This window comes from Tepidiphilus thermophilus (genome assembly GCF_001418245.1).
GTDB classification, from domain to species: Bacteria; Pseudomonadota; Gammaproteobacteria; order Burkholderiales; family Rhodocyclaceae; genus Tepidiphilus; species Tepidiphilus succinatimandens.
The window spans coordinates 298782-315603 of the sequence record NZ_LIPU01000001.1; the positions used below are offsets into that span (position 1 = coordinate 298782).

The 16822-nt window shown below is 67.1% G+C and carries 19 protein-coding genes; 8 read left to right on the forward strand and 11 right to left on the reverse strand.

All coding sequences use genetic code 11. From position 1 onward, the window contains the following. The 7 genes from trpA to ASC37_RS01485 are packed head-to-tail and all read left to right on the forward strand — an operon-like array spanning window position 1 to window position 6948. Window positions 1-813 carry a tryptophan synthase subunit alpha gene (gene trpA / locus ASC37_RS01455; protein WP_055422660.1) on the forward strand — a complete coding sequence of 271 codons (813 nt, stop codon included), beginning with the start codon at window positions 1-3 and terminating at the stop codon, window positions 811-813. Continuing rightward, complete coding sequence (accD, locus tag ASC37_RS01460) at window positions 810-1679, forward strand: acetyl-CoA carboxylase, carboxyltransferase subunit beta (RefSeq protein ID WP_055422661.1); 870 nt, start codon at window positions 810-812, stop codon at window positions 1677-1679. The genes trpA and accD overlap by 4 nt, the downstream gene beginning before the upstream one ends. Continuing rightward, window positions 1676-2962, forward strand: coding sequence for a bifunctional tetrahydrofolate synthase/dihydrofolate synthase (gene folC, locus ASC37_RS01465; RefSeq protein WP_055422662.1), 1287 nt, complete (start codon window positions 1676-1678; stop codon window positions 2960-2962). The genes accD and folC overlap by 4 nt, the downstream gene beginning before the upstream one ends. After that, window positions 2959-3717 (forward strand): SPOR domain-containing protein, encoded by a 759-nt coding sequence (locus ASC37_RS01470; protein ID WP_055422663.1) that lies wholly within the window; start codon window positions 2959-2961, stop codon window positions 3715-3717. The genes folC and ASC37_RS01470 overlap by 4 nt, the downstream gene beginning before the upstream one ends. Then, on the forward strand, window positions 3714-4220 hold the full coding sequence (locus tag ASC37_RS01475) for a CvpA family protein (RefSeq protein ID WP_055422664.1): 507 nt from the start codon (window positions 3714-3716) through the stop codon (window positions 4218-4220). Before ASC37_RS01470 ends, ASC37_RS01475 begins: the two co-directional genes overlap by 4 nt. Next, window positions 4221-5756 carry an amidophosphoribosyltransferase gene (gene purF, locus ASC37_RS01480; RefSeq protein ID WP_055422665.1) on the forward strand — a complete coding sequence of 512 codons (1536 nt, stop codon included), beginning with the start codon at window positions 4221-4223 and terminating at the stop codon, window positions 5754-5756. A 10-nt stretch (window positions 5757-5766) separates the two neighbouring features. Then, the gene (locus ASC37_RS01485) at window positions 5767-6948 is read left to right on the forward strand and encodes an O-succinylhomoserine sulfhydrylase (RefSeq protein ID WP_055422666.1); all 1182 of its coding nucleotides are present in this window, start codon (window positions 5767-5769) and stop codon (window positions 6946-6948) included. A 4-nt stretch (window positions 6949-6952) separates the two neighbouring features. On the opposite strand, the gene ASC37_RS01490 is transcribed toward ASC37_RS01485, so the two are convergent. The 7 genes from ASC37_RS01490 to grpE all read right to left on the reverse strand — a co-directional run bounded on the left by ASC37_RS01490 (window position 6953) and on the right by grpE (window position 12836). After that, entirely contained in the window at window positions 6953-7219 is a 267-nt protein-coding gene (locus ASC37_RS01490) for a DUF2442 domain-containing protein (RefSeq protein ID WP_055422667.1), read from the reverse strand. Between the two features lie 9 nt (window positions 7220-7228). Next, on the reverse strand, window positions 7229-7498 hold the full coding sequence (locus ASC37_RS01495; protein WP_055422668.1) for a DUF4160 domain-containing protein: 270 nt from the start codon (window positions 7496-7498) through the stop codon (window positions 7229-7231). A gap of 7 nt (window positions 7499-7505) precedes the next feature. After that, window positions 7506-8282, reverse strand: coding sequence for a UDP-2,3-diacylglucosamine diphosphatase (locus ASC37_RS01500; RefSeq protein WP_055422669.1), 777 nt, complete (start codon window positions 8280-8282; stop codon window positions 7506-7508). Beyond that, window positions 8282-8779 carry a peptidylprolyl isomerase gene (locus tag ASC37_RS01505; protein WP_055422738.1) on the reverse strand — a complete coding sequence of 166 codons (498 nt, stop codon included), beginning with the start codon at window positions 8777-8779 and terminating at the stop codon, window positions 8282-8284. The genes ASC37_RS01500 and ASC37_RS01505 overlap by 1 nt, the downstream gene beginning before the upstream one ends. A 240-nt stretch (window positions 8780-9019) precedes the next feature. Beyond that, complete coding sequence (gene dnaJ, locus ASC37_RS01510; protein WP_055422670.1) at window positions 9020-10147, reverse strand: molecular chaperone DnaJ; 1128 nt, start codon at window positions 10145-10147, stop codon at window positions 9020-9022. An 89-nt stretch (window positions 10148-10236) separates the two neighbouring features. Next, a complete protein-coding gene (gene dnaK / locus ASC37_RS01515) occupies window positions 10237-12165 on the reverse strand; it encodes a molecular chaperone DnaK (RefSeq protein WP_055422671.1) in 1929 nt (642 codons plus the stop codon). A 59-nt stretch (window positions 12166-12224) separates the two neighbouring features. Next, window positions 12225-12836 (reverse strand): nucleotide exchange factor GrpE, encoded by a 612-nt coding sequence (grpE, locus tag ASC37_RS01520; protein ID WP_055422672.1) that lies wholly within the window; start codon window positions 12834-12836, stop codon window positions 12225-12227. Between the two features lie 124 nt (window positions 12837-12960). Here grpE and ASC37_RS01525 point away from each other — a divergent pair, with 124 nt between their 5' ends. Then, window positions 12961-13854 (forward strand): AEC family transporter, encoded by an 894-nt coding sequence (locus ASC37_RS01525; protein WP_055422673.1) that lies wholly within the window; start codon window positions 12961-12963, stop codon window positions 13852-13854. Between the two features lie 14 nt (window positions 13855-13868). Here the strand turns inward: ASC37_RS01525 and proB are convergent, their stop codons facing one another. The 4 genes from proB to rplU form a co-directional block, all read right to left on the reverse strand. Then, window positions 13869-15002, reverse strand: a complete 1134-nt coding sequence (proB, locus tag ASC37_RS01530) for a glutamate 5-kinase (protein ID WP_055422674.1) — start codon at window positions 15000-15002, stop codon at window positions 13869-13871. Further along, on the reverse strand, window positions 14989-16074 hold the full coding sequence (gene cgtA, locus ASC37_RS01535) for an Obg family GTPase CgtA (protein WP_055422675.1): 1086 nt from the start codon (window positions 16072-16074) through the stop codon (window positions 14989-14991). Before cgtA ends, proB begins: the two co-directional genes overlap by 14 nt. A 77-nt stretch (window positions 16075-16151) precedes the next feature. Further along, window positions 16152-16415: a 50S ribosomal protein L27 gene (gene rpmA, locus ASC37_RS01540; protein ID WP_028874847.1), complete on the reverse strand. Its 264-nt coding sequence runs from the start codon at window positions 16413-16415 to the stop codon at window positions 16152-16154. 24 nt (window positions 16416-16439) lie between these two features. Then, window positions 16440-16751, reverse strand: coding sequence for a 50S ribosomal protein L21 (gene rplU, locus ASC37_RS01545; RefSeq protein WP_028874848.1), 312 nt, complete (start codon window positions 16749-16751; stop codon window positions 16440-16442). Between the last annotated feature and the right edge of the window lie 71 nt (window positions 16752-16822).

Sequence of the window (16822 nt, forward strand, 5' to 3'; positions counted from 1 at the left end):
ATGAACCGTATCGACCGTACTTTCGCCCGTCTGCGGCAAGAGGGGCGCAGAGGGCTCATCCCCTTCGTGACGGCGGGTTTTCCTTCGGCCGAAGCCACCAGGGCGCTCTTGCCGGCGCTGGTGCGCGCCGGGGCCGACCTGATCGAATTGGGGATCCCTTTCTCCGACCCCATGGCCGACGGCCCCACCATCCAGCGGGCGAGCGAACGGGCCCTGGCGCAGGGTATGACGCTTGCGCAAGTGCTCGACTTGGTGCGCGACTTTCGCCGCACGGATGCCGACACGCCCGTAGTGCTGATGGGCTACGCCAATCCGATCGAGGCGATGGGCGAGGAGCGCTTCGTGGAGGCGGCGCGCGCCGCCGGCGTCGACGGCGTGCTCACCGTCGATTATCCGCCGCAGGAGGCGGAATCCTTCGCCGCGCGGCTGCACGAAGCGGGGCTGCACCCCATCTTTCTGCTCGCGCCCACTTCCAAACCAGAGCGGGCCGACGAGGTGGCACGGCTCGGCGGCGGCTACGTCTATTACGTCTCGCTCACCGGCGTGACGGGGGCCGGTTCCCTCGACGTGGCCGAGGTGCTCGCGCGCATTCCCGCCTTGCGCGAGCGCACGGGGCTTCCCATCGCGGTGGGCTTCGGCATCCGGGATGCGCACACCGCCGCCGAGATCGGCGCGGCGGCCGACGCGGTCGTCATCGGCAGCCGCTTGCTCGAAGCGATCGAAGGCGCTGCACATGCCGACGAGGCGTGCCGGCGGGCGGAGGAATTCCTGCGCCCGATCCGCCGGGCGCTCGATGAAGGAGTGGCGCCATGAGCTGGCTCGACAAGATCCTGCCGCCGCGCATCCGGCGTGAAGTGAGCGGCGCGCGCCACAGCGTCCCCGAGGGGCTGTGGACCAAGTGCGAAGCCTGCGACGAGGTGCTCTACGCTGCCGACCTCGATCGCGAACTGCGCGTCTGCCCCAAATGCGGCCATCACCACCGTATCCGCGCCCGTGCCCGGCTCGAAGCGCTGCTCGACCCCGAGGGGCGAGTGGAGATCGGCGCCGAAGTACGTCCGGTGGATGCGCTGAAATTCAAGGACAGCAAACGCTACACCGACCGGCTCAAGGAAGCGGTCAAGGCCACGGGCGAGAGCGAGGCGCTCATCGTGCTCGCCGGGCACCTAGAGAACCTGCCGGTGGTGGCGGCCTGCTTCGAGTTCGAGTTCATGGGCGGCTCCATGGGCTCGGTCGTGGGCGAGCGTTTCGTGCGCGGGGTGCGCCACGCCATCGAGCATCGCTGCGGCTTCGTGTGCATCGCCGCAAGCGGCGGCGCGCGCATGCAGGAAGGGGTGCTCTCGCTCATGCAGATGGCCAAGACGAATGCCGCGCTCACGCAGCTCGCCCAGGCGCGGCTGCCCTTCGTCTCGGTGCTCACCGACCCGACCATGGGCGGGGTGTCGGCCAGTTTCGCCTTCATGGGGGACGTGGTCGTGGCCGAACCGGGAGCGCTCATCGGTTTTGCCGGGCCGCGCGTCATCGAGCAGACGGTGCGCCAGACTCTGCCGGAAGGGTTTCAGCGCGCCGAGTTTCTGCTGGAGAAGGGGGCGCTGGATGCCATCGTCGATCGGCGCCAGCTGCGGCCGTGGCTCGCGCGTACCTTCTCTCTGCTGGGGCTGCGCCCGCACGAGGTGGCATGACGCAGACTTCCGCCCTGGATCGCTGGCTGGAGAAGCTCGAAGCGCGCGCAGCGAGCCACGTGATCGCCCTGGGACTCGAGCGGGTGCGGGCGGTGCTCGATCGCCTGCCGGTTGCGACTGGGGCGGTGCTCATCACCGTGGCTGGAACCAACGGCAAAGGGTCGACCTGCGCGCTGCTCGAAGCGATGCTGCGCGCCGGCGGTTACCGCGTCGGTTGCTACACCTCGCCACATCTGCTGCGCTACAACGAGCGCGTGCGCCTCGACGGTCAGCCGATCGGCGACGAAGCCCTGCTTTCCGCCTTCGAAGCCGTAGAGGCAGTGCGGGGCGACGTGCCGCTCACCTATTTCGAGCACGGCACGCTGGCGGCCTGGGTGGCCTTCTGCCGCGAACCGCTCGATGCCATCATCCTGGAGGTCGGGCTGGGCGGGCGGCTCGATGCCACCAACGTCTTCGATGCGGATGCCGCGATCCTCACCGGCGTGGCGCTCGACCATCAGGCCTGGCTCGGGCCGGACCGGGAGGCGATCGGTCGTGAAAAAGCCGGCATCTTCCGCTCCGGACGTCCGGCCATCGTCGCCGATCCGGTGCCACCGCGCTCGGTGCTGGAGACGGCCGCTGCGCTCGGTGCCGAGCTCTACCGCCTCGGGGTGGATTTCGGCTACGACGGCGACCGCCAGCAGTGGCGCTGGTGGTCGCGCACGGCGGGCAACCGCGGCGGTCTGCCCTATCCGGCGCTGCGCGGAGTCAATCAGCTGATGAACGCCTCCGCGGCCCTGATGGCGCTCACCTGCCTGCGCGATCGTCTGCCGCTGGCGATGCAGGCGGTGCGCGAGGGCCTGATGACGGTGGAACTGCCGGGGCGCTTCCAGGTGCTGCCGGGCCGCCCGAGCGTGATCCTCGACGTTGCGCACAATCCGCAGGCCGCGGCCGTGCTCGCCGAGAACCTCGCCGCCATGCCGGGCTACCGGCGCACGCTGGCGGTGGTCGGCATGCTCGCCGACAAGGACGTGGAAGGGGTGGCGCGCGCGCTCGTCCGCCGGATCGATGTGTGGTTCGCCGCCGGTCTGCAAGGCTCGCGCGCGCTCACGGCCGGGGCGCTCGCCGCGCGCTTGGAGTCTGCGGGCGTGGTGCCTGGGGAAACGTTCGCCTCGGTGCCCGAGGCGCTTGCTGCGGCCAGGGCGCAGGCCAAGGACGATGATAGAATCGTCGTGTTCGGCTCTTTCCTCACGGTGGCCGAGGCGCTGCGTGCGCTGCACGTCCAGGACACGGAAGCACGGTGACGACCCAGGAAGACACTCTCGAGCGGTTGCGCAGGATACGGCGGCGTTTCGTCGGCGCGATCGTCCTGCTGCTCGCGGCGCTCATCACCCTACCCTTGGTGATGGAGAAAAAGCCCAAGGGGCAGAAAGCCCCGGTCGAGGTGCGGATCCCCGCGCGCGATCAGGTGCCGGCGACCGTGCCGCCGCCTGCAGCCGTTCCCGACCCGACCCAGACGGCCGGCCCCGAAGGAACACCGCCCCCGGAAGCCGAACTCGCCGAAGCGCCCGTACCGGTTCCTCCCTCATCCCCTCCGGCCTGGCAAGAACCTGCTGCCAAACCAGAGCCGCCGCAATCGAAACCGGTGGCGTCTCTCCCGCCGCGACCGGAAGCGAACGTGGCGGCGGCCAAACCCGCCGCGCCGCCGGAATCCCCCAAACCGGTGCCCGAACCCAAACCGGCGCCTACCGTCAAACCCGATGCCCTGCAGGAGAAGGCGCGCGCGCTCGCAGCCCTGGAAGGGGCGCTGAAACCGGGACAGAAACTGCCGGGCTACTGGGTGGTGCAGGCGGGTGCCTTCCGCGACGAGGCCAAGGCGAAACAGGTGGCCGGGCAGCTGCGCGGCGCCGGGCTCGATGCCTTCGTCGAAGGAGGCGCCGACGGGTGGTACCGCGTGCGCATTGGTCCTTTCGTGAGTGAAGCCAAGGCGCAGTCGGCCAAGGCGATCGCCGAGCAGCAGCGCCTGAGCCCGCGCGTCGTGCATGTCGCTTCACCATGAATGAGTTCGATTACGCGGTATTCACGGTGATCGGCATTTCGCTCCTCGTGGGCGCCTGGCGCGGCATCGTCGCCGAGCTGCTCTCGCTGGCGGCCTGGGTGCTGGCGATCGGTCTGGGGTGGGCGTTCGGCTGGCCGATCGGCCGGGCGTTCTATGCAGGTTGGTTCGCCGATCCCTTGCTGCAGCGCATCTTCGGGTTTGCGACGATCTTTCTTGCCGTCTTCATGCTGGCGGCGTTGGTACGCTACGCTTTGCGTGAGGTCCTGCACGCCATCGGGCTGGGGGGCGTGGACCGTCTGCTCGGTGCCATCTTCGGTGTGCTGCGCGGAGCGGCCGTGGTGTTGTTGTGTGCGGCGGTGCTGCTGGCGGTCGGTGCCCAGGAATCCCCTTGGTGGCGACAGGCGCGCACGGTGCCGTGGATCGTCGTGGCCTTGCAGCGCCTGGAGCCTTGGCTGCCGCGAGGTTTGATCGAGAAATTGCCTTTGCCTAGGGAGATCGTTTGAATGTGCGGAATCATCGGGGTGGTCGCCCATCAGCCGGTCAATCAGCTCCTCTACGACGGCCTGATGGTATTGCAGCACCGTGGCCAGGACGCCGCGGGTATCGCCACCGGCAGTGACGACCGCTTCTACATGCACAAAGGGCCGGGTCTGGTGCGTGACGTCTTTCGCACGCGCAACATGCGCAGCCTCGTGGGCAACTGGGGCATCGGTCACGTGCGCTATCCCACGGCGGGGGATGCCTGCAATCCGGCCGAGGCGCAACCTTTCTACGTCAATTCGCCCTTCGGGCTGCTGCTCGCGCACAACGGCAACCTCACCAACGGCGAGGCGCTCAAGCGCGAGATCTTCGAAACCGACCTGCGTCACATCAACACCAATTCCGACTCCGAGATTCTGCTCAACGTCTTCGCCCACGAGCTCGCGGCCGCCTCCAAAGGGGCGCGGCCGGACGACGAGGCGGTGTTCGCGGCGGTGCGGGGCGTGCATCGGCGCTGCCGCGGCGCCTACGCGGTGGTGGTGATGATCGCCGGTTACGGCCTGCTCGCCTTCCGCGATCCCTACGGCATCCGTCCGCTCGTCTTCGGCCGCAACGACACGTCCTCTGGAACGGAGTGGCTGGTCGCCTCCGAATCGGTCGCGCTCGACACCCTGGGGTTCCGTCTCGTGCGCGACGTCGCCCCGGGCGAGGCGATCCTCTTTGGCATCGACGGCACCATGCGGGCGCGCCAGTGCGCCGACGAGCCGGTGCTCGCCCCCTGCCTCTTCGAATTCGTCTATCTGGCGCGGCCCGATTCCGTGATCGACGGGGTGTCGGTCTATGAGGCGCGGGTGAAAATGGGCGAATACCTCGCCGAGCGCTTCCGCACCCGTTATCCGCACGCACGCATCGACGTGGTGATCCCGATTCCCGATTCCAGCCGACCGGCGGCGCTGGAGATGGCCACCCGCTTGGGGCTACCCTACCGCGAAGGCTTCGTGAAGAACCGCTACATCGGCCGCACCTTCATCATGCCGGGGCAGACGGTGCGCAAGAATTCCGTGCGCAAGAAACTCAACGCCGTACATCAGGAATTCCGCGGCAAGCGCGTGTTGCTCGTCGACGACTCCATCGTGCGCGGTACCACCAGCCGCGAGATCATCCAGATGGCGCGCGACGCCGGTGCCGTGGAAGTCTTCCTCGCCTCGGCCGCCCCGCCCGTGCTCTATGCCAACGTCTATGGCATCGACATGCCAAGCCGCCGCGAGCTCATCGCCGCCTATTGCGACGAGGAGGAAGTGCGCCGCCAGATCGGCGCCGACGGCTTGCTCTATCAGGAACTCGAAGATCTCAAGCGCGCCATCCAGAGCGTCAACCCATCGATCCAGCGCTTCGAGTCCTCTTGCTTCGACGGCTGCTACATCACGGGCGACGTCACGCCCGAATACCTTGAACGGATCGAACGGCGCGGCGAGGATTCGGTCGCTTCCCGGGAGGGTGAAGAAGGCGCCGGCGCGGCGCAGCTCGACCTCAACCTCCCGCTCGATCAAGACGCATGAAAGGACGGTCATGAACGACGGCAAGGGTCTAGGCACGCGCGCGGTGCGCGACGGCGTGCTGCGCAGCCAATTCGGCGAACATGCCGAAGGGCTCTATCTCACCTCGAGTTTCGTTTTTGCCGACGCGGCGCAAGCCGCGGCGCGCTTCCTCGAACAGGAAGAGGGCTATACCTACAGCCGCTTCACCAACCCGACGGTGAGTATGTTCCAGGAGCGGCTTGCGAGCCTCGAGGGGGCCGAATCCTGCATCGCCGCGGCTTCGGGCATGGCGGCGATTCTGTGCACGGCCATGGCCTTCGTCTCGCAGGGCGAGGAAATCGTGGCCGGGCAGGGACTCTTCGGCGCTACACACCAGCTCTTCTCGGCCATCCTGCCGCGCTTTGGCATCACCACGCGCTTCGTCGATCTGAACGATGCCACGGCGCTCGAGTCGGCGCTCACGCCACGCACCAAACTCGTTTTCTGCGAGACGCCCAGCAACCCCCTCGTGCAGCTCGTCGATCTGGCCGCGCTCGCCGAACGGGCACACCGCGCGGGGGCCTTGCTCGCGGTCGACAACACCTTCTGCACCCCCATCGGGCAGCAGCCGCTCGCCCTGGGGGCGGATCTCGTCATCCATTCGGCCACCAAGTACCTCGATGGCCAGGGCCGGGTGCTCGGCGGAGCGGTGCTCGGCGCGCGTTCCCTCATCGACCTCGTCTATCGTTTCCTGCGCACGGCAGGTCCGAGCCTTTCGCCCTTCAATGCCTGGGTGCTGGTGAAGAGCCTGGAGACACTGCCGCTGCGGGTGCGGGCGCAGAGCGAGGCGGCGCTCGCGCTCGCGCGCTGGCTCGAGGGGCATCCGAACGTGGCTCAGGTGCGCTATCCCTGGCTCGAATCGCATCCGCAGCACGCGCTCGCGCGGCGCCAGCAGAAACTCGGGGGCGGCGTGGTGAGTTTTCGGGTGCACGGCGGGCGCAGTGAGGCCTGGCGCGTGATCGATTCTACCCGGCTCTTCTCGATCACCGGTAACCTCGGCGACGTCAAATCCACCATCACGCACCCGGCGAGTACCACGCACGGCCGCCTGGCGCCGGAAGTACGCGCGGCCATGGGCGTGGGCGAAGACTTGCTGCGCCTCTCGGTCGGCCTGGAAGAGGTCGAGGACCTGAAAGCCGACCTCGCCCGCGGGCTGGATGCGATCGGCGGCTGAGGCTTCAGCCGGTGGCGAGATTCAGAGGTTCCCCGGATGCGAGCGGCACCGATTTGTCGTAGAGCGTCTCCGGGGCGATGTCCAGTCCTCCGGGCCAGCAGACGGTGCCGAGCCCAACGTGGGCCAGCCGAAATTCGTCCCACCGTTTCAGGCGGGTAAAAATGCCACGTTCGAGATAGGGACGGGCGTCGAAGAGGCGATGGCTTCCGTCGTCGAACCAGAGCTCGAGCGTGAAGTTCTCGTGCGGGATGACGCGGACGACCGATTCCATGGCAGAACCTCAACGCAAGGGGTCGATGGGAAAAAGAGCTTGACCGTTGATGGCGAGTTCCCAATCGGCCAAGAGATCCTCTCGATGGATCTCGATCCATGCTTGGACGAGCCTGGCTTTTGCCGCAGGAAAATCCCCACTCAACAACGAGCCGTCGATGATGGAGAAAGCGGCTTCCATTCCCTGGTATTTTGCATGGATGTGGGGAAGCTTGTGCCGCTCGTCGTCAAAAAAGTACATGTTGATGATGATGCCATAGAAGAGGCTGATCGTCGGCATGGTGCGCTCACGAGTGCTCCACTCTGGCCGGCGTCACGCCGTGCCAAGTGGCGCCGTCGGGGCCGATCTCCAGCCAGCGGGCGGTGTCGTGCCATTCGGGCAGCACCCAGCGCTCGCGTGGCTCGCCTGCGATCGCATAGTGGTGCACGGCGCAGCGGTGGGTGTGGCCGTGCAGCAGCACCGCGGGGCGGCAGGCTTCGAGCCAGCGGCGGACTTCTTCCTCATTGACGTCGATCGGCGCCTCCAGCTCCCCCTGGTAGGCGCGGCTCTGCTCGCGCGAGCGCTGGGCGAAGGCGATGCGCGCCGGTAGCGGCTGGGCGAGGAAGGCAGCCTGGGCGGCGGGCTGCCGTGCCTGGGCGCGCCAGGTCTGATAGGCGTGATCGTCGGTGCAGAGCAGATCGCCGTGGGTGAGCACGAAGGCGATTCCGGCGATCTCCACCGTCACCGGGTCGGGCAGCATCTCCCAGCCGGCGCGCGCGGCGAAGGTCTCGCCTACGAGAAAATCGCGGTTGCCGGCGAGAAAGTAGAACGCGGCCCCGCGTGCACGGGCGGCGGCGCAGGCGTCGATGAGCGTCTCCACCACCGGGTGCGTCCAGTCGTCGCCGATCCAGTATTCGAAGATGTCGCCCAGGAGGAAGATGGGTTCTTCGGCCGGGCGCTGCGCGAGCCATTCGCGGAAGGCGTGCAGGCGCGGCGTATCGCGGTCGATGTCGAGGTGCAGGTCGGAGACGAAAGCGGCGCGCGGCAGGCGCAGGCGCGGCGCTTCGAACGCCGGCAGCGCCATCACCGGATCACCTCGGCGTGCTCGATCACCACCGGTTCGAGCGGCACGTCGCGGTACGGGCCGACGGCGCCGGTCTTCACCGACTTGATGGCGTCGACCACGTCCATGCCCTGTACGACCTTGCCGAAGACGCAGTAGCCCCAGCCCTGGACGGTGGGGGCGCGGTAGTCGAGGAAGTCGTTGTCGGCCACGTTGATGAAGAACTGCGCCGTGGCCGAATTCGGGTCCTGGGTGCGGGCCATGGCCACGGTGCCGCGAAGATTCTTGAGACCATTGTCGGCCTCGTTGGGAATGGGGGCGCGGGTGGGTTTCTGCTTCATGTCGGCGGTGAGCCCGCCGCCTTGGATCATGAAGCCGTCGATGACGCGATGAAAGATGGTGCCGTCGTAGTGGCCGCTCTCGACGTAGGCGAGAAAGTTCTCGACGGTCTTGGGCGCTTTGGCGGCGTCGAGTTCGAGCACGATGTCACCGCGGTTGGTGGCGAGTTTGACTTGCACGGCTTGGGCTCCTTGGGCGAAGGAAAGGGGGGAGAAGGTGCAGGCGAAGAGCGCCGCGAGCAGGGCGCGGCGCCAGGGGTTCATGCGGGAAGCGGTCTGCGGCATGGGAAGGTCCTGTACGAAGACGGCTGGGCAAGGATAGCAGATTCGCGGCGCGCGTCTGGACGAGGGCTAGGGTGATGCGTCCCCTCGGTCGGAGAGGGGGGATCGAAGCCTGCCGCCGCGTCCGTTGTCAGCGCCTCATTGCGTCTCGCCGGTGAAGAACTCGCGCATGCGGTCGAACCAGGATTTGCTGCGCGGGTTGTGGCGCTCGGCATTCTCGCGGGCGATCTCCTCGAATTCGCGCAAGAGTTCTTTCTGCCGCTCGGTGAGATTGACCGGTGTCTCTACCACCACGTGGCAGAGCAGGTCGCCCACGCCCTGGTTGCGCACGTTGCGGATGCCTTTGCCGCGCAGGCGGAAGACCTTGCCCGTCTGTGTGCCCGGCGGGATGCGCAGCTTGGCGATGCCATCGAGCGTGGGGACGTCGATTTCGCCGCCCAGCGCCGCGGTGGTGATGGAGATGGGCATCTCGCAGTGCAGGTCGTCGCCCTCGCGCTGGAAGATGGGGTGGGGCTTGATGCGGATCTCGACGTAGAGATCGCCCGGCGGGCCGCCGTTGATGCCGGCTTCTCCATAGCCGCTCTGGCGCAGACGCATGCCGGTGTCGATGCCGGCGGGAATCTTCACCTCCAGCGTGCGCGTTCGCCGCACGCGTCCGGCGCCGCCGCAGTCGGGACAGGGATCGGCGACGATACTGCCGCTGCCGTGGCATTCGGGGCAGGTCTGCTGAATGGAGAAGAAGCCTTGCTGCATGCGCACCTGGCCGACGCCGCCGCAGGTGGGGCACACCCGTGGCTGCGTGCCGGGGCGCGCGCCGGTGCCGTGGCAGGTGTCGCAGGTCTCGGTGGTGGGGATGCGGAGGGTCTTGGTGGTGCCGTGGGCGGCCTCTTCGAGCGTGATCTCGAGCTGGTAGCGCAGATCGGCGCCACGATAGACCTGGGAGCGGCCGCGCCGGCCGCCGCCGAAGAGGTCACCGAAGATGTCGGAAAAGGCCTCGGCGAAGTCGTCGAATCCGGCCGCCCCAGCGCCCGCGGCCGCGCCATCGACGCCGGCGTGCCCGTAGCGGTCGTAGGCGGCGCGCTTTTGCTCGTCGCTCAGCACGTCGTAGGCGCGCTGGATTTCCTTGAATTTCTCTTCGGCCTCTTTGTTGCCGGGATTGCGGTCCGGGTGGTATTTCATCGCCAGGCGCCGGTAGGCCTTCTTGATCTCGGCCGCCGTCGCTTCGCGGCTCACCTCGAGGATCGCGTAATAGTCTTGTTGTGCCATCGTCTCGCCCGTGTGGAATCATGATGAAGCCGAGCCCGGCCGGAAGGGTCCGACGCGGGCTCGGCTTTCAGGGTGCAGGGCAGGGCCGGTCAGTGTTTCTTGTCGTCCTTGACCTCGGTGAACTCGGCGTCGACCACGTCGCTGTCGCCCGCGCGCTGGCTCGACGAGGCGCCGGCGCTGCCGGTCGCGCCACCCGCTTCGCCGCTACCGTAGAGGTGCTGCGACATCTCGGCGCTCGCCTGCCCGAGCTTGCGCATCGCAGCCTCGATTTTACCCTTGTCGTCGGATTTCATCGCCTCTTCGGCTTCCTTGAGGGCCGCTTCGATTTTCTCCTTGTCGTCGGCCTTCACCTTGTCGCCGAGCTCTTCCAGGCTCTTGCGCACCGAGTGGATGAGCGCGTCGCACTGGTTGCGCGCCTCGATCAGCTCGCGCAGGCGACGGTCTTCCTCGGCGTGCGCTTCGGCGTCGCGGATCATCTGCTTGATCTGCTCTTCGCTGAGGCCGGAGTTCGCCTTGATGGTGATCTTGTTCTCCTTGCCGGTGGCCTTGTCGCGGGCCGACACGTGCAGGATGCCGTTGGCGTCGATGTCGAAAGTGACCTCGATCTGCGGCACCCCACGCGGCGCAGGCGGAATCCCCTCGAGGTTGAATTCCCCGAGCAGCTTGTTGTCGCGCGCGAGTTCCCGCTCGCCCTGGAAGACGCGGATGGTGACGGCCGTTTGGTTGTCCTCGGCGGTGGAGAAGATCTGCGTCGCCTTGGTCGGGATGGTGGTGTTCTTGGGGATGAGCTTGGTCATCACGCCACCGAGCGTCTCGATGCCCAGCGACAGCGGCGTGACGTCCAGAAGCAGCACGTCCTTGACTTCCCCTTGCAGCACGCCCGCCTGAATGGCGGCACCGATGGCGACGGCTTCGTCGGGGTTGACGTCGCGCCGCGGCTCCTTGCCGAAGAATTCCTTGACTTTCTGCTGCACCTTGGGCATGCGGGTCTGACCGCCGACGAGGATGACGTCGTCGATGTCCGAGACCTTGAGCCCGGCATCCTTGAGGGCGATACGGCAGGGTTCGAGCGTCTTCTCGATGAGGTCGTCGACCAGCGCCTCGAACTTCGCCCGGGTGATCTTCATGGCGAGGTGTTTCGGGCCGCTTGCGTCCGCCGTGATGTAGGGGAGGTTCACCTCGGTCTGCTGGCTCGAGGAGAGCTCGATCTTGGCCTTCTCGGCCGCTTCCTTGAGCCGCTGCATGGCCAGCGGATCTTTCTTGAGGTCGACGCCCTGTTCCTTCCTGAACTCGTCGACGATGTAGTCCATCAGCCGGTTGTCGAAGTCTTCGCCGCCGAGGAAGGTGTCGCCGTTGGTGGAGAGCACTTCGAACTGGTGCTCGCCGTCGACTTCGGCGATCTCGATGATGGAGATGTCGAAGGTGCCACCGCCGAGGTCATAGACGGCGATCTTGGAGTCGCCCGGCTTCTTGTCCATGCCGTAGGCGAGCGCCGCGGCGGTGGGTTCGTTGATGATGCGCTTGACGTCGAGCCCGGCGATGCGGCCGGCATCTTTGGTGGCCTGGCGCTGGGCATCGTTGAAGTAGGCCGGCACCGTGATGACGGCTTCGGTCACTTCCTCGCCGAGGTAGTCTTCGGCGGTCTTCTTCATCTTGCGCAGGATTTCGGCCGAGACCTGCTGCGGCGAGATCTTCTTGCCGCGCACTTCGACCCAGGCGTCGCCATTGTCGGCGCGCACGATCTTATAGGGCATCAGTTTGATGTCCTTCTGCACTTCCGGGTCGTCGAACTTGCGGCCGATGAGGCGCTTGACGGCGTAGATGGTGTTGGCGGCGTTGGTGATGGCCTGGCGTTTGGCCGGAGCGCCTACCAGGATCTCGCCGTCTTCGAGATAGGCGACCACCGAGGGGGTGGTGCGCGCGCCCTCGGAGTTTTCGATCACCTTCGGCTTGCCGTTTTCCATCACGGCCACACAGCTATTGGTGGTGCCGAGGTCGATGCCGATGATTTTTCCCATGATGCGTTCCTCTCGTTTGGATTCGGTTGAAGTTCAGATGGCGGCGATGAGCCGGTTTTTCAAGAGGAGGCGCCCTGCTCGCCGCCCTTGGTGCTTTCCGGTTCGGACTTGGGCTTGGCGACCATGACGAGCGCCGGGCGCAGTACCCGCTCGTGCAGCAGATAGCCTTTTTGCAGGACTTGCACGACGGTGTTGGGCTCGGCCTCGCTCTCGATCATGCCCACCGCCTGATGCAGGTGGGGGTCGAATTTTTCGCCCTGCGGATCGATCTGGCGCACGTTGGCGCTCTCGAAGGCGTTTTCGAGCTGGCGCAGGGTGAGTTCCACCCCCTGGCGCAGGGTTTCCAAAGTCTGGTTGGGTGTGCCGAGGGCGGCCTCGAGGCTGTCTTTCACCGGCAGCATGGAGGCGGCGAAGCGCTCGCTGGCGAACTTGCTCGCCTTGGCGACTTCTTCCTGGGCGCGGCGGCGGACGTTTTCCGCCTCGGCCTTGGCCCGCAGCCAGGCATCGTGGTGTTCGGCGGCTTTCTGCTCGGCGATGCGCAGCATCTCTTCGAGGCTGGGCATCACGTCGGTTTTTTCTTCGTTGGCATTGGCCGTGCTTTCGTTCGCACTGGCTGCCTCGGGGGTTTGAGGCTGATCGATCGGTTCGGTGCGTCGGGTTTCTTCGGTCATGCCTGTTTGCTCCGCAGATAGGGGTCGTCGATCCATTATGGGGGCGGGAGCGGGGGATTTCAAGGAGATTTTTCCCATTGCCTCAAGCCGTACAATGGGCGACTGAACCAGGAGAGGAGGGCACATGGGAGAGGGATTCGCGCTGGTCCTGCCGGATTTCGCCTTGATCGTGCTGGGGGCGCTGCTCGCACGCCGGGTGATGGTGCAGCCGGAATTCTGGAACGGGGTGGAGCGGCTGGTGTATTTCGTGCTCTTTCCGGCCATGCTCTTCCGCTCGCTCGTCCATGCGCCGATCTTGGGCGCGGATGCCGTGGCCCTGGTGGGAGCGGCGGCGGTCACGGTGATTGCGGGCTTTGCCCTGGGGTGGATGCTGCGCCGCGCGATCGACCCGGATGCGGTGCGGGCGGCCTCGCAGATCCAGTGCGCCTATCGCTTCAACACCTATATCGGCATGGCGCTCGCGGGGCAACTGGCCGGGGCGAGCGGCTCGGCCCTCATGGGGGCGCTGTGCGGCTCGATGGTGCCGCTGGCGAACGTCTTGGCGGTGGGATCCATGAGCCGGGGAGGGGTTCGGGCCACCGTGCGGGCACTGCTCACCAATCCCCTGGTGTTGGCCACCCTGGCCGGTGCCGCCTATCACGCGGCGGGCCTGCCGTTGCCCGCGCCGGTCGATACGCTGCTGGGGCGCCTGTCATCCGCGGCGGTGGCCATGGGGCTCCTTGGCGTGGGGGCGGCCTTGCGCCTGGATCGTTCCTTCGTCAAGCCAGGGGCGTGGTTCATCGTGTTTATCAAGCTGTTGGCGCTGCCGCTTGTCGCTTGGGGGCTAGCGCAATGGTGGGGGATCGAGGGTTTGGCGCGCCAGATGCTGATCCTCTTTGCGGCGCTGCCTTCTGCGAGTTCGGCCTACATCCTTGCAAGCCGCCTCGGGGGCGACGCGCCGGCCGTGGCACGGCTCATTTCGCTCACCACGCTGGCCTCGGCCTTGACGCTGAGCGTGATCCTGGGGTGGCTGCGATGATTCGGCGCTGACGCTCAGCCGGTGCGCACGAAGTTGTCGCGGTGGATGAGCTCGGGTTCGTCCACGTGGCCGAGGCGCTCGGCGATCTGGTTCGAGGGCAGGCCGAGGATGGCCCGCGCCTCGGCGGCGCTGTAGTTGATGAGACCGCGGCCGATCTCCCGCCCTTCGGGGTCGAGACAGGCGACGGCGGCGCCGCGCACGAATTCGCCTTCCACGCGGGTGACGCCGACCGGCAGCAGGCTCTTGCCCTGGCGCAGCGCCCGGGCGGCCCCCGCGTCGACGTACAGTCTGCCGGCGAGTTTGAGGTGGTCGGCGAGCCACTGCTTGCGCGCCGCGAGCCGGTTGCGCTCGGCGTAGAGGAGCGTTCCCAGCGGTTCGCCATGTGCGAGGCGCACGATCACCTCGGGCTCGCGCCCGGAGGCGATGACGGTGTGCGCTCCGCTCTTGGCGGCGCGGGCGGCGGCGCGGATCTTGGTGATCATGCCGCCCTTGGCGATGCTCGAGCCGGCCCCGCCGGCCATGGCGGCGTAACGCGGGTCTTCGGCGTTGCCCTCGGCCACGAGCTCGGCCTCGGGATGGAGGCGCGGGTCGGCGGTGTAGAGCCCTTGCTGGTCGGTGAGGATGAAGAGGGCGTCGGCATCGATGAGGTTGGTCACCAGCGCGCCGAGCGTGTCGTTGTCGCCGAACTTGATCTCGTCGGTGACGATGGTGTCGTTCTCGTTGATGATGGGTACCACGCCCAGATCGAGCAGGGTCTTGAGGGTGCTGCGGGCGTTGAGATAGCGCGTGCGATCGGCCAGATCGGCGTGGGTGAGGAGGATCTGGGCCGTGTGCCGCCCGTGGGGGCGGAAAGCGTGCTCGTAGGCGTCGACGAGTGCGGCCTGGCCGACGGCGGCGGCCGCCTGCAGCAGGGCCGTCTCTTTGGGGCGCTGTGCCCAGCCCAGGCGCTGCATGCCGGCGGCGATCGCCCCCGAGGAGACGAGGCAGACGCGCCGCCCTTCCTCGAAGAGGCGGGCGATCTGCTCTGCCCAGCCGCGGATCGCCTCGTGATCCAGGCCGCGGCCGTCGGCGGTGACGAGCGCGCTGCCGACCTTGACCACGAGGAGCCTGGCGGTGGCGAGCGCTGCGCGGCGGTCAGGATGCGTCATGCTCGGTCTCGTCGCGGTCGTCCAAGACGTCTTCCGGATCCTGCGGCGCGGGCGCTTCGGCTTTCATCGCCTCGAGCGCTTCCTGCACTGCGTAGACGAGCGCCTGGCAGCCTTCGCCGGTGGCGGCACTGATGGCGAAATGGCGCGGCGCGGGGCCGTAGGTGTCGAGAAACGCGGCGATGCGGGCTTCGCGCTCGTCCTCAGGGATGAGGTCGATCTTGTTGAGCACGAGCCAGCGGGGTTTGGCCGCGAGCGCTTCGTCGTAGCGGCGCAGCTCTTCGACGAGCGCGTGCGCGTCGTGCACCGGGTCGGCCTCCGGGTCGAGCGGGGCGAGGTCGATGAGGTGCAGCAGCAGGCGCGTGCGCTGCAGGTGGCGCAGGAAACGGTGACCGAGCCCGGCGCCTTCGCTCGCCCCTTCGATCAGGCCGGGGATGTCGGCGACGACGAAGCTGCGGTTCACGTCGGTGCGCACCACGCCGAGGTTGGGGTGGAGCGTGGTGAACGGATAGTCGGCTACCTTGGGCCGCGCGGCGGAGACGGCGCGGATGAAGGTGGATTTGCCCGCGTTGGGCAGCCCCAGGAGCCCCACGTCGGCGAGCACGCGCAGTTCGAGGCGCAGCAGGCGGTGTTCGCCCGGCTCGCCGAGCGTGCGCTGGCGCGGGGCGCGGTTGGTGCTCGATTTGAAGTGCAGGTTTCCCAGCCCACCGCGGCCGCCTTTGGCGATGAGCGCCCGCTCGCCCGGCCGGGCGAGGTCGGCGAGGAGCTCGCCGGTCTCGTCGTCGAAAATCAGGGTGCCCACCGGCACGCGCAGCGTCATGTCCTCGCCGGAGGCGCCGTAGCAGTCGCTGCCGCGGCCGTTTTCTCCGCGTTGGGCACGGAAGAGGCGGGTGTAGCGGTAGTCGATGAGGGTATTGAGGTTTTCGTCGGCCTCGAACCAGATGCTGCCGCCGCGTCCGCCGTCACCGCCGTCGGGCCCGCCCTTGGGGATGAATTTCTCCCGGCGGAACGAGGCACAGCCGTCGCCCCCTTTGCCGGCAATGACTTCGATGCGGACTTCGTCGATGAATTTCATGGGTCTTCCAAAGAGGGAAAGCCTCACCCGGTACGCCGGACGAGGCTTTCCTCAGGCCGCAGGAGCGGCGCGGTGAATCAGGCTTCGAGCGGCCGGATGGTGACGTAGCGGCGCTGCTTCGGCCCTTTGACGGTGAATTCGACGATGCCGTCTTTCAGGGCGAAGAGCGTGTAGTCGCGCCCGACGCCGACGTTGTCGCCGGCGTGGAACTGGGTGCCGCGCTGCCGCACGATGATGTTGCCGGCGATCACGAATTGGCCGCCGTAGCGCTTCACGCCGAGCCGTTTCGATTCGGAGTCGCGGCCGTTACGGGAACTGCCGCCCGCTTTTTTGTGTGCCATGGTGGTTGTCCTCGCGCAAGGGGATCAGGCTTCGATCGCCTGGATGTGCAATTCGGTGTAGTTTTGCCGGTGGCCTTGGTGTTTCTGGTAGTGCTTGCGGCGGCGCATCTTGAAGATGCGCACTTTGGGGTGCCGGCCGTGGGCGACGACCGTGGCCTTCACGCGCGCGCCTTCGAGCACGGGCGTGCCGATTTTCACCGAATCACCTTCACCGGCCATCAGGACCTGGTCCAGGGAAATTTCGGCGCCCACTTCAGCAGGTATCTGTTCTACTTTGATCTTTTCGCCGACGGTGACGCGATACTGCTTGCCGCCGGTTTTTATGACCGCGTACATGGCGCTGCTCCGAAAAAGGGTATGAGAGAACATGAAATTATAACGATGGGAGTGCGCACGGTCAAGCAAGG

Coding starts and splice junctions, on each gene's coding strand:
- trpA (WP_055422660.1), top strand. CDS start 1: ATGAACCGTATCGACCGTACTTTCGCCCGTCTGCGGCAAGAGGGGCGC.
- accD (WP_055422661.1), top strand. CDS start 810: ATGAGCTGGCTCGACAAGATCCTGCCGCCGCGCATCCGGCGTGAAGTG.
- folC (WP_055422662.1), top strand. CDS start 1,676: ATGACGCAGACTTCCGCCCTGGATCGCTGGCTGGAGAAGCTCGAAGCG.
- ASC37_RS01475 (WP_055422664.1), top strand. CDS start 3,714: ATGAATGAGTTCGATTACGCGGTATTCACGGTGATCGGCATTTCGCTC.
- purF (WP_055422665.1), top strand. CDS start 4,221: ATGTGCGGAATCATCGGGGTGGTCGCCCATCAGCCGGTCAATCAGCTC.
- ASC37_RS01485 (WP_055422666.1), top strand. CDS start 5,767: ATGAACGACGGCAAGGGTCTAGGCACGCGCGCGGTGCGCGACGGCGTG.
- ASC37_RS01490 (WP_055422667.1), bottom strand. CDS start 7,219: ATGGAATCGGTCGTCCGCGTCATCCCGCACGAGAACTTCACGCTCGAG.
- ASC37_RS01495 (WP_055422668.1), bottom strand. CDS start 7,498: ATGCCGACGATCAGCCTCTTCTATGGCATCATCATCAACATGTACTTT.
- ASC37_RS01500 (WP_055422669.1), bottom strand. CDS start 8,282: ATGGCGCTGCCGGCGTTCGAAGCGCCGCGCCTGCGCCTGCCGCGCGCC.
- dnaJ (WP_055422670.1), bottom strand. CDS start 10,147: ATGGCACAACAAGACTATTACGCGATCCTCGAGGTGAGCCGCGAAGCG.
- dnaK (WP_055422671.1), bottom strand. CDS start 12,165: ATGGGAAAAATCATCGGCATCGACCTCGGCACCACCAATAGCTGTGTG.
- grpE (WP_055422672.1), bottom strand. CDS start 12,836: ATGACCGAAGAAACCCGACGCACCGAACCGATCGATCAGCCTCAAACC.
- ASC37_RS01525 (WP_055422673.1), top strand. CDS start 12,961: ATGGGAGAGGGATTCGCGCTGGTCCTGCCGGATTTCGCCTTGATCGTG.
- proB (WP_055422674.1), bottom strand. CDS start 15,002: ATGACGCATCCTGACCGCCGCGCAGCGCTCGCCACCGCCAGGCTCCTC.
- cgtA (WP_055422675.1), bottom strand. CDS start 16,074: ATGAAATTCATCGACGAAGTCCGCATCGAAGTCATTGCCGGCAAAGGG.
- rpmA (WP_028874847.1), bottom strand. CDS start 16,415: ATGGCACACAAAAAAGCGGGCGGCAGTTCCCGTAACGGCCGCGACTCC.
- rplU (WP_028874848.1), bottom strand. CDS start 16,751: ATGTACGCGGTCATAAAAACCGGCGGCAAGCAGTATCGCGTCACCGTC.